Genomic DNA, 11,179 nt, shown 5'->3' with positions numbered 1-11,179 from the left:
CCGCGCCGCCGCTTTCCCCCTGCGCCCGCTCAGCCCAGCGCCACCGGCTCCGAGGAGTCCGGCTGCCAGGCCGTCAGCGGGGTGAATCCGCGGTGTCCGCATTCGCCGAACACCGTCAGCGGGCCGCCCCCCGAAAGTGCGGCCAGCTGCCACAGCCCGGCCGCGGGCCGGCTCCCGGCCCCGGTCAGGGGCACGGGCAGGGCGGACGTCCCCTCCGCGTCCGCCAATTGCCATGCCGTCGCGCCCTGTTGCTCTCCCTGTCGTCCTCCCTGTTGTCCCCCCGGTATCGGAACCACCGGCCCGAGCACCACCGGCCAGGACTCCAGCCAGGGGTCCTCGCGCAGTGCCGCGCCGTACGCCTCCAGTGCCGCGCCCGTGCTCACGCCGGTCGGTACGGTCCGGCACGGCGCGGCCGGCGCGAAGCTCTCCCCGAGATCCGCGCGCAGCCCCGCGGAGCCGGGCCGGAAGCGGGCTTCCGCCTCCAGCACCAGCCCGACGGGCAAGGCCAGCCCCGGCGGTCGCCCGGGCGGGCCGAAGTCCAGGACCAGGGCCGGCCGCCCGCTCGCCAGCCCGCGCAGCCATATCCGGCGGGTGGTGAGACGGCCGTCCGGTGACGCCGTGTCGTACTGGGCCAGCACGAGCCAGTGGTCCCGTACGGCCTCGCCGTCCGTCTGGGGCTGCAGTCCCAGACGGCTGCGGACCGTCGCGGCCAGCGGATCCGGCAGTGCGGAAACGCCGAGCCAGGCCCGGTCCAGCAGGTGCAGCAGCGCGGCCTCCTCCAGCATCCGGGCGGGCCAGCCGGTGCCGCAACTGGGTATCGTCCCCAACTCCCGCACCCGCGCCGCCAGTCCTGGTGCCTGGGCGTCGACCATCCGGGCGGCGGTCTCCTCCCAGGCCGCATAGCCCGCCTGTTCCTGACCGGCGAGGCCGCCGCGCACCAGGTCCGCGAGCCGCTGTTCCAGCTCGGTGACGCCCGTGCCGATCCGGGCCGCCCGCCGCTCGGCCCGCTTGCGCGCCCCTTCGGCGTCGGCCGGCACTGCCCGGCCGGAGCGCTCGGCGGCGGGGCGCGCGGCCTTCGCCGCCCGCTCCGCGAGCCACTCGCCCGCCCAGTCCGGAGCCGCGGCCGAGGTGCCGGCCGGGGCGTCGAGCCCCTCCGCGGCCCAGAGCAGCAGCAGGCCCAGCGCGTGCTTGCACGGGAACTTCCGGCTCGGGCAAGAGCACTTGTACGCCGGCCCGGACAGGTCGACGACCGTCCGGTACGGCTTGCTGCCGCTGCCCTTGCACAACCCCCACACCGCACCGGAAGCGGAACCTCCGGTCTGTGACCACGGCCCCGCCCCGCCGAGTCTGGCCCCCGCCTTGCGTGAGGCATCGTCAGGAGCCAGAGCCAGTACCTGTTCCGCTGTCCAGCGGACCCCCTGCTCAGTCATGTGTTCCACCGTAGAGACCCCCACTGACAATCGCCCTGACCTGCAACGACGCATCTCCCGGGGGTCGTTGTCAGTGGTCGGGTGCATCGTGGTTCCAGCAGTCGTCGAGCGGCTGCGGAGCATTGGAGGGGGACCATGGCCACGACCGGGAACGAGACCACCGCAGAGGCGCTGCGACCGCACGCCGAAGACGCCTTCGCACACGAACTGAAAGCCCTGGCGGCCGCCGACGACAGGCCCCGCCCGGCCCGCTGGAAACTCTCCCCGTGGGCCGTGGCGACGTACCTGCAGGGCGGCACGCTCGATGACGGCACCGTCATCACACCCAAGTACGTCGGCCCGCGCCGGATCGTCGAAGTCGCCGTCACCACCCTCGCCACCGACCGCGCGCTGCTGCTCCTCGGCGTGCCCGGCACCGCCAAGACCTGGGTGTCCGAGCACCTCGCCGCCGCCGTCAGCGGAGACTCCACCCTCCTCGTCCAGGGCACCGCCGGCACCCCGGAGGAGGCCATCCGCTACGGCTGGAACTACGCCCGCCTCCTCGCCGACGGCCCGAGCCGCGAAGCGCTCGTACCGAGCCCGGTCATGCGGGCCATGGCCGAGGGCATGACCGCCCGCGTCGAGGAGCTCACCCGGATCCCCGCCGACGTCCAGGACACCCTCATCACCGTCCTGTCCGAGAAGACGCTCCCGATACCGGAGCTCGGCCAGGAGGTGCAGGCCGTGCGCGGCTTCAACCTCATCGCCACCGCCAACGACCGCGACCGCGGGGTCAACGAGCTCTCCAGCGCGCTGCGCAGGCGCTTCAACACCGTCGTCCTGCCGCTGCCCGCCACCGCCGACGCCGAGGTCGACATCGTCGCCCGCCGCGTCGACCAGATGGGCCGCGCCCTGGACCTGCCCGCCGCCCCGGAGGGCCTGGAGGAGATCCGCCGCGTCGTCACCGTCTTCCGCGAGCTGCGCGGCGGAGTCACCGACGACGGGCGTACGAAGATCAAGTCGCCCAGCGGCACCCTGTCCACCGCCGAGGCCATCTCGGTGGTCACGGGTGGCCTCGCCCTTGCCGCGCACTTCGGGGACGGCGTCCTGCGCCCCTCCGACGTGGCCGCGGGGATCCTCGGGGCCGTCGTCCGGGACCCGGCAGCCGACCAGGTCGTCTGGCAGGAGTACCTGGAGGCCGTGGTCCGCGAGCGCGACGGCTGGAAGGACTTCTACCGGGCCTGCCGGGAGGTGACGGCATGAGCCCGGGGACGGCCGGCAAGGGCGCCACCGGCCCGCTGCTGCTCGGCGTACGGCACCACGGTCCCGGCTCGGCCCGTGCGGTGCGCGCGGCCCTGGACGCGGCGCGGCCGGCGGCGGTGCTGATCGAGGGGCCGCCGGAGGGGGACGCCCTGCTCCCGCTCGCCGCGGACCCCGGGATGCGGCCGCCCGTCGCCCTGCTCGCCCACGCGGCCGACGATCCGGGGCGGGCCGCGTTCTGGCCGCTGGCCGGCTTCTCCCCGGAATGGGCCGCCATCCGGTGGGCGCAGGAGCGGGAGGTGCCGGTCCGGTTCATCGACCTGCCGGCCGCGCACTCGCTGGCCGTGGGGGAGGGGGCGGGGGACCAGGAGGGCGAGGCGGACGGAGCGGCGCCCGGATCCGTACGGCTGGACCCGCTGGCCGTGCTGGCCGAGACCGCCGGGTACGAGGACCCCGAGCGGTGGTGGGAGGACGTGGTCGAGCACCGCGGCGGGGCCGGACCGGCCGCCGACCCGCTGGGCGTGTTCGAGGCGCTCGGGGAGGCCATGGGCGCCCTGCGCGAGGAGTACGGGGCGGGCGGCCACCACCGGGACCTGGTGCGCGAGGCGTACATGCGGCAGCGGATGCGGGCGGCGCGCCGGGAGTTCGCAGACGACTACGCCGTCGTCTGCGGGGCCTGGCACGTCCCGGCCCTGCGGGCGAAGACCACCGCGGCCGCGGACAAGGCGCTCCTGGCCGGGCTGCCCAAGGTCAAGGTGGAGACCACCTGGGTGCCCTGGACCCACCGGCGCCTCGCCCGGGCCGGAGGGTACGGCGCGGGCATCACCTCGCCCGGCTGGTACGCGCACCTCTTCGCGGCCCGGGACCGGCCCGTCGAGCGCTGGCTGACCAAGGTCGCGGGCCTGCTGCGCGAGGAGGACCGGCAGGTGTCCCCGGCCCACGTCATCGAGGCCGTCCGGCTCGCCGACACCCTGGCCGCGATGCGGGGCCGGCCGGTGCCGGGGCTGACCGAGACCCTGGAAGCGGTCCGGGCGGTGATGTGCGACGGCTCCGACATACCGCTCGCGCTGATCGAGGACCGGCTCGTCGTCGGGGACGTGCTCGGTGAAGTCCCCGACGCGGCGCCCGTCGTACCGCTCCAGCGCGACCTCACCCGGCAGCAGCGCTCGCTGCGGCTCAAGCCCGAGGCGCAGGACCGGGAGCTGGAGCTCGACCTGCGCAAGGACACCGACGCGGCCAAGTCCCTGCTGCTGCACCGGCTGCGGCTGCTCGGCATCGACTGGGGTGTTCCGTCGGCCTCCCGCGGGAGCACGGGCACCTTCCGCGAGACCTGGCGCCTGCGCTGGGAGCCGGAGCTCGCGGTGCGGGTGGCCGAAGCCGGCATCTGGGGGACCACCGTCCTGGGGGCGGCCACCGCCAGGGCCGAGGCCGACGCGGCGGGCGCCGGGGAGCTGGGCGAGGTCACCGCCCTGGCGGAGCGGTGCCTGCTGGCCGGGCTCTCCGGGGCACTGCCCGCCGTACTGCGGGCCCTCGCCGACCGGGCCGCGCTGGACACCGATGTGGCGGGCCTGGCCAAGGCGCTGCCCGCGCTGGCCCGTTCGCTGCGGTACGGGGACGTACGCGGCACCGACGCGACGGCACTGGGGACGGTGGCGGCCGGGCTCGCGGAGCGGATATGCGTGGCGCTGCCGCCCGCCTGTGCGGCCGGGCTGGACGCCGACGCGGCCCAGGAGCTGCGGGGGCACGTGGACGGCGTACACGGTGCGATCGGGCTGCTGGAGGCGCTGGACACGGACGGCCTGCGGGAGCGCTGGGCGGCGGTGCTGCGGACGCTGGCCGGGCGGGACACCGTCCCCGGGCTGATACGCGGGCGGGCGGCGCGGCTGCTGCTCGACGACGGGCGGCTGTCCCCCGAGGAGACCGCGCGGCTGATGGGGCTCTCGCTGTCCCCGGCGTGCGCGCCGGCCGACGCGGCGGGCTGGATCGAGGGGTTCGCGGGCGGGGGCTCCGGCGGCGGGACGCTGCTGGTGCACGACGAGCGGCTGCTGGCGCTGATCGACGGCTGGCTGGTGTCGGTGCCGGAGCGGGCGTTCGTGGATGTACTGCCGCTGCTGCGGAGGACCTTCGGCGGGTACGAGTCGGGGGTTCGGCGGAGTCTGGGGGAGTTGGTGCGGCGGGGGCCGGGCGGGGCGGGCGGCTCCGTGCGGGGATCCGGGGCGGCGCCGGCCGGCTTCGGTCCGGAGCTGGACCCTGTCCGGGCCGACGCGGTGGTGGAGCTGGTCCAGCTGCTGCTGGCCGGGGCGCGGGGGTGAGGGGGCCCCTGGCGGGGCCGGGGGTGCGGTGGCCGGGGCCGGCGCGGGCCCGGCGCGGGCGGGTTGCGGTGGCCGCTGCGCGGGGCGGAGTCCCCGACCCGCCCTTCCACCGTTCCCCGGGCTCCGCCCGGACCCGTTGCCGCGTGCGGCGCCGTTGCCGGGGGCCAGCCCCCGGACCCCCGCTCCTCAAACGCCGGAGGGGCTGGATTTGGGCCGGCGTCGGTCATCTCAGCCGTCCGGCGTTTGAGGACCGGGGCCTGGGGCGGAGCCCCAGGGTCTTTCCGGCTCCGGGCAGCGCCCGGGGAACGGTGGAAGGGCGGGTAGGGGACTTTGCCCCGCGCAGCGGCAACGGGCGCAGCGGGGCTTCCCCCGCGTGGCGGTAGGGGTCGCAGCGGGGACTTCGTGCCGGGGAGCGGCGCCGGTCGGGCGGGGCGGGTGGTGGTGGTCGGTGGTGCTTCGGATGGCTTCGGGAGTGAGGGGTGGGACAGGTGGCCGGTGTGGACGTGAGTGGTGGGGAGCGGTTGCGGCGGTGGCGGATGGTGCTCGGTGGGGGAGAGGGGGAGGGGACCGGGGTGGCGCTGAGCGGGGCGGACGCGGGGATGGATGCCGCGTTGGGGGCCCTGTACGGGAGTGACGGCAGCGGGGGACGCAAGCGGGCCGGCGAGCGGTCGGCCGGGCTCGGGGGGTCCGCGCCCAACGTGGCGCGCTGGCTCGGGGACATCCGGACGTACTTCCCCACCTCCGTGGTGCAGGTCATGCAGCGGGACGCGATCCAGCGGCTCGGGCTGTCCGCCCTGCTGCTGGAGCCCGAGATGCTGGAGGCGGTGGAGCCGGACGTGCACCTCGTCGGCACCCTGCTCTCGCTCAACAAGGCCATGCCCGAGACCACCCGGGAGACCGCGCGCGCCGTCGTCCGCAAGGTGGTCCAGGATCTGGAGAAGCGGCTCGCGAGCCGGACGCGGGCCACGCTGACGGGCGCGCTCGACCGGTCCGCGCGGATCAGCCGGCCGCGGCACGCGGACATCGACTGGGACCGGACCATCCGGGCGAACCTGAAGAACTATCTGCCCGAGTACCGGACCGTCGTTCCCGAGCGGCTGATCGGGTACGGCCGGGCCGCGCGGGCGGTGAAGAAGGAGGTCGTGCTGTGCATCGACCAGTCCGGTTCGATGGCGGCCTCCGTCGTGTACGCCTCCGTCTTCGGGGCGGTGCTGGCCTCGATGCGTTCGATCGCGACCCGGCTGGTCGTCTTCGACACCGCCGTCGTGGACCTGACCGACCAGCTCGACGATCCCGTCGACGTGCTCTTCGGGACCCAGCTCGGCGGGGGCACCGACATCAACCGCGCGCTCGCCTACTGCCAGTCGAAGATCACCCGCCCCGCCGACACCGTCGTCGTCCTCATCAGCGATCTCTATGAGGGCGGCATACGCGACGAGATGCTGAAGCGGGTCGCGGCGATGAAGGCGTCGGGGGTGGAGTTCGTGACGCTGCTCGCGCTGTCCGACGAGGGCGCGCCCGCCTACGACCGGGACCACGCCGCCGCCCTCGCCGCACTCGGCGCCCCGGCCTTCGCCTGCACCCCCGACCTGTTCCCGGAGGTGATGGCCGCGGCGCTGGAGAAGCGGCCCCTGCCCGTCCCGTGAGCCGTCCGGCACCGCCGCGCGGGGACCCGTAGGGGAGCCCTCGCGGCGGGCGGGCATCGGCAGATCACACGAAGATGCAGTTCAACCGTGAGGCGATCTGTGACAGGTATCACCGCTCAGGTGTGATCTGCGATTTAGGGACCTACGTCCCACGGGGATAACCTGCGGGACGGACATGCCGCGTCCACGGTCACCGTGTGCGCCTTCCTTGTGACAGCGCCGTCACGTTGCCCTCCGCGGCACGCCCACGCAGATAGCAGACAACCGCGAATCACTGCGAATCTTTGAAGACAAGGGACGGACGCGCGTGGACCTGTTCGAGTACCAGGCGAGGGACCTCTTCGCCAAGCACGGTGTACCGGTGCTGGCCGGTGAAGTGATCGACACGCCTGAGGCAGCGCGAGCGGCCACCGAGCGGCTGGGCGGCAAGTCGGTCGTCAAGGCGCAGGTGAAGGTCGGCGGCCGAGGCAAGGCAGGCGGCGTCAAGCTCGCCGCCACCCCGGACGAGGCCGTCGCCCGGGCGACGGACATCCTCGGGATGGACATCAAGGGCCACACGGTCCACAAGGTGATGATCGCCGAGACGGCTCCGGAGATCCTGGAGGAGTACTACGTCTCGTACCTCCTCGACCGCACCAACCGCACCTTCCTGGCCATGGCCTCGGTCGCGGGCGGCATGGACATCGAGCAGGTCGCCGAGGAGACCCCGGAGAAGCTCGCCAAGGTCCCGGTGAACGCCAACGAGGGCGTGACCATCGAGAAGGCCCGCGAGATCGTCGCGCTGGCGCAGTTCCCGGCCGAGGTCGCCGAGAAGGTCGCCGAGGTCCTCGTGACCCTGTGGGCGACCTTCATCGCCGAGGACGCGCTCCTCGTCGAGGTCAACCCGCTCGCGAAGGTCGCCAACGGCGACGTCATCGCGCTCGACGGCAAGGTCTCGCTCGACGAGAACGCCGAGTTCCGCCAGCCGGGCCACGAGGAGTTCGTGGACCACGCTGCCGCGAACCCGCTCGAGGCCGCCGCCAAGGCGAAGAACCTCAACTACGTGAAGCTCGACGGCGAGGTCGGCATCATCGGCAACGGCGCGGGTCTCGTCATGAGCACCCTCGACGTCGTCGCGTACGCCGGCGAGAACCACGGCGGCGTCAAGCCCGCCAACTTCCTGGACATCGGCGGTGGCGCCTCCGCCGCCGTCATGGCCAACGGTCTCGAGATCATCCTCGGCGACCCGGACGTCAAGTCCGTCTTCGTCAACGTCTTCGGTGGCATCACCGCGTGTGACGAGGTCGCCAACGGCATCGTCCAGGCGCTGCAGCTGCTCGAGGACAAGGGCGAGGCGGTCACCAAGCCGCTGGTCGTCCGTCTCGACGGCAACAACGCCGAGCTGGGTCGCAAGATCCTCTCGGACGCCAACCACCCGCTGGTTCAGCGCGTGGACACCATGGACGGCGCGGCCGACAAGGCCGCCGAGCTCGCGGCTGCGAAGTAAGGGCAGAGGTCACAGACTCACATGGCTATCTTCCTCAACAAGGACAGCAAGGTCATCGTCCAGGGCATGACCGGTGCCACGGGCATGAAGCACACCAAGCTGATGCTGGCTGACGGCACCAACATCGTCGGCGGCGTGAACCCGCGCAAGGCCGGCACCACCGTCGACTTCGACGGCACGGAGGTCCCGGTCTTCGGCTCCGTCGCCGAGGCGATGGAGAAGACGGGCGCCAACGTCTCCGTCCTCTTCGTCCCGCCGGCGTTCGCGAAGTCCGCGGTCGTCGAGGCGATCGACGCCGAGATCCCGCTGGCCGTCGTCATCACCGAGGGCATCGCGGTGCACGACTCCGCCGCCTTCTGGTCGTACGCCTCCAGCAAGGGCAACAAGACGCGGATCATCGGCCCGAACTGCCCGGGTCTGATCACCCCCGGCCAGTCCAACGCCGGCATCATCCCGGGCGACATCACCAAGCCCGGCCGCATCGGTCTCGTGTCCAAGTCGGGCACGCTGACCTACCAGATGATGTACGAGCTCCGTGACATCGGCTTCTCCTCCGCCGTCGGCATCGGTGGCGACCCGGTCATCGGCACCACGCACATCGACGCCCTGGAGGCGTTCGAGGCGGACCCCGACACCGACCTGATCGTCATGATCGGCGAGATCGGCGGCGACGCCGAGGAGCGTGCGGCGGACTTCATCGCGAAGAACGTCACCAAGCCGGTCGTCGGCTACGTCGCGGGCTTCACCGCCCCCGAGGGCAAGACCATGGGTCACGCCGGCGCGATCGTCTCCGGCTCTTCCGGCACCGCACAGGCCAAGAAGGAAGCCCTGGAGGCCGCGGGCGTCAAGGTCGGCAAGACGCCGACCGAGACCGCGAAGCTGGCGCGCGAGATCCTGAACGCCGCTCAGTAAGCAGCCGCCTTCAGCCGGTTTCGGCTGTACGTGCAGACGGGCGTGGCCCGCACCCTGTGAGGGGTGCGGGCCACGCCCGTTTCCGCGCCGTGCCCGTTTCCGCGCCACGCCCGTTTCCGTACGCGACGAACGCCGGCCGTACGGCTATTCGAGGCTCGGCGCGATCCGGGACGGGCCGGCTGCCGGATCGGACCGCAGCTTGTCGTGGAGCTGCCGGCCCTCGTCCGTGAGCTGCTGCGGGCCGCTGTGCGGGGGTACGCCCGACACGCTCGCGCCGGGGGCGCGCGGAGGCTCGTACTCGGTCGGGGCGGTCACCCAGGTGTAGGCCGTCGCCGCGGTGATGACCGCCGTCACCCCGATCACCGCCCGCGTCCACAGCCGGGTGCGGTGCTCGCCGGCCACCCGTACGACGGCTGCCGCGCGCGGCTCCAGCGGGAGGGGCGGCCTCAGCGTGCCGAGCCGCTCGCGCAGTACCGCGGACTGCTTGGCGGGCGCCACGCCGTCCAGTTCGGGGAGCTGGTCGGCGAGGTCAGCGTGCGCGTTGACCAGGCGGCTGCCGGCGGTCGGCGTGGACGCCTCGGTCTCGGCGGCGGTGTCGGGGAGGTCCAGCCCGACGCCGTCGTAGAGCAGCACGGTGCGGCGGTGGGCCGGGGGCAGCCCGAGCATCGCGTCCAGCAGGACGCGGTCCGCGGGGTCGGCCGGGGGCTCGTCGGGGTCCCGGTGGGAACGCCGGAACTGGTGCCAGGGGGAGAGCGCGTACTCGTACGTCGCCGCGCGCACCCACCCGACCGGATCGGGATCGGTGGCGACCTCGGGCCAGCGCTCCCACGCCTGCTGGAAGGCGCGCTCCACGGCCTCACAAGCGAGGGCGTGGCGGCCGGTGAGGAGGTAGGCCTGGCGGGTCAGGGCGGGGGCGGTGCGCTCGTAGAGGGCGTCGAAGGCGGAGGTTGGCGTCGGGGCGTCCTCGCCGGGGGCGCCCTCGGCGGTGTCCTCGGGGGCGGTACGGGCCTCCACGGCCGGGCCGCCCGCCCGCGCGGTGTCTCCCTCGGGGTTCGCCGGCCGCCCGGTGTCCGCGCCGGCCGGCGCGGAGTCGGGAGCGGGGTCCGCCCCGGTGGTGTTCGTCCGGGTGGCGGCTTCGGCGTCCGGTCCGGCGGGGTTCCCCGTGCCCGCCCCGGCGGCCTTCCCGGAGCCCGGCCCGGAGTCCGCTCCGGCGCCTGAGCCGGTGTCAGGGGCCGTTCCCGTACCGGCGCCCGGGTGGAGGGGGCTGCCGGGACGGAGGGCTGCGGAGCCGCCTCCGCCGTGGCCGCCGCCCAGGGCGGCTGCGGCCCTGACCGTGGGCTTGGGCTCGTGCCGGGGCGTCCCGGCGGGGGGCTTCGCGGCGCGCTTGACGGCGGCCTTGGGCCGGGTCTGCGTCCCGGCGGGCCGGGTGAGTCCGCGCATCATGCGCAGCCCGAAGCGGCTCTCGGGGGCCTCTGGGGCTTCGGAGGCTGACGCCCCGTCTGCGTCCGCGGCAGCGGCGCCGGTTGCCGCCCCGGCGTGCTCCGTGTCGCTGTCGAGCGGGCTCCAGGGCGCGGTCTCCTGGGCTGACGCCGCGTCCGTGTCCGCCCGGGCGGGGCCGGTTGCGGCGGCCGCGCCGAAGGCGGCCGCGCCGGCCTGCGGTGTGCTGGCACGCGATGCGCCGGCCTCCGGTGCGTCCGCCCGCGGTGTCGCGGCGTCGTTGGCCCGGGCGGGCCGGGTGGGCGTGCCGGCGGAGGCGGCCGCCGCCGCCCCGGCCGACGCGCCCCGGTCCCGCGCGGAGCCGGTGGAAGAGCCGCCGTCGGGCCCGTCCGCCCGGTCCCGGCGCGCTGCGGCGGACCCCGCGGCCGGGCAGTCCGGGGAGGCCGAGCCGTCGGTCCGCGCGGTGGGGCCCGAGGGGGCGGAGTCGGCGGACTCGGCGGATTCGTCCGCGGACAGGCGGGTCAGGAGCTTGGAGTAGGCCTCCAGCTTGCGGCCCCGGGGGTGGGTGCGGCCGGTCTCCCAGGACCGGACCGTGTTCGGGGTGACACCCACTGCCGCCGCGACCTCTTCGTGCGTCAGGTCGGCCGCTTCGCGCAGGCGTCGGCGTTCCTTCGGGGTGGGGAGGCCCAGCTCCGTGACGCTTTGTGTCATGCCACA

General features: G+C 74.5%; 7 protein-coding genes. 5 read left to right on the top strand and 2 right to left on the bottom strand.

Annotated elements, in window-relative coordinates:
* Window positions 1-29: 29 nt before the first annotated feature.
* Window positions 30-1,430, bottom strand: coding sequence for an SWIM zinc finger family protein (locus tag OHA37_RS14610; protein WP_266905330.1), 1,401 nt, complete (start codon window positions 1,428-1,430; stop codon window positions 30-32).
* A 135-nt stretch (window positions 1,431-1,565) separates the two neighbouring features.
* On the opposite strand from OHA37_RS14610, the gene OHA37_RS14605 reads away from it, so the two are divergent.
* From OHA37_RS14605 to sucD, 5 genes are all read left to right on the top strand, one after another.
* A complete protein-coding gene (locus tag OHA37_RS14605; RefSeq protein WP_266905328.1) occupies window positions 1,566-2,672 on the top strand; it encodes an ATP-binding protein in 1,107 nt (368 codons plus the stop codon).
* Entirely contained in the window at window positions 2,669-4,981 is a 2,313-nt protein-coding gene (locus OHA37_RS14600; protein ID WP_266905326.1) for a DUF5682 family protein, read from the top strand. Before OHA37_RS14605 ends, OHA37_RS14600 begins: the two co-directional genes overlap by 4 nt.
* Before the next feature lie 536 nt (window positions 4,982-5,517).
* A complete protein-coding gene (locus tag OHA37_RS14595) occupies window positions 5,518-6,627 on the top strand; it encodes a VWA domain-containing protein (protein WP_266912796.1) in 1,110 nt (369 codons plus the stop codon).
* Window positions 6,628-6,934: 307 nt separating this feature from the next.
* Window positions 6,935-8,113: an ADP-forming succinate--CoA ligase subunit beta gene (sucC, locus tag OHA37_RS14590; protein ID WP_266905324.1), complete on the top strand. Its 1,179-nt coding sequence runs from the start codon at window positions 6,935-6,937 to the stop codon at window positions 8,111-8,113.
* A gap of 21 nt (window positions 8,114-8,134) precedes the next feature.
* Window positions 8,135-9,025: a succinate--CoA ligase subunit alpha gene (gene sucD, locus OHA37_RS14585; protein WP_250744076.1), complete on the top strand. Its 891-nt coding sequence runs from the start codon at window positions 8,135-8,137 to the stop codon at window positions 9,023-9,025.
* 144 nt (window positions 9,026-9,169) lie between these two features.
* On the opposite strand, the gene OHA37_RS14580 is transcribed toward sucD, so the two are convergent.
* Complete coding sequence (locus OHA37_RS14580; protein WP_323182334.1) at window positions 9,170-11,173, bottom strand: helix-turn-helix domain-containing protein; 2,004 nt, start codon at window positions 11,171-11,173, stop codon at window positions 9,170-9,172.
* Between the last annotated feature and the right edge of the window lie 6 nt (window positions 11,174-11,179).

It is taken from the genome of Streptomyces sp. NBC_00335, from assembly GCF_036127095.1.
Classification (GTDB): domain Bacteria; phylum Actinomycetota; class Actinomycetes; order Streptomycetales; family Streptomycetaceae; genus Streptomyces.
This window is presented reverse-complemented; position numbering and strand designations above follow the sequence as displayed.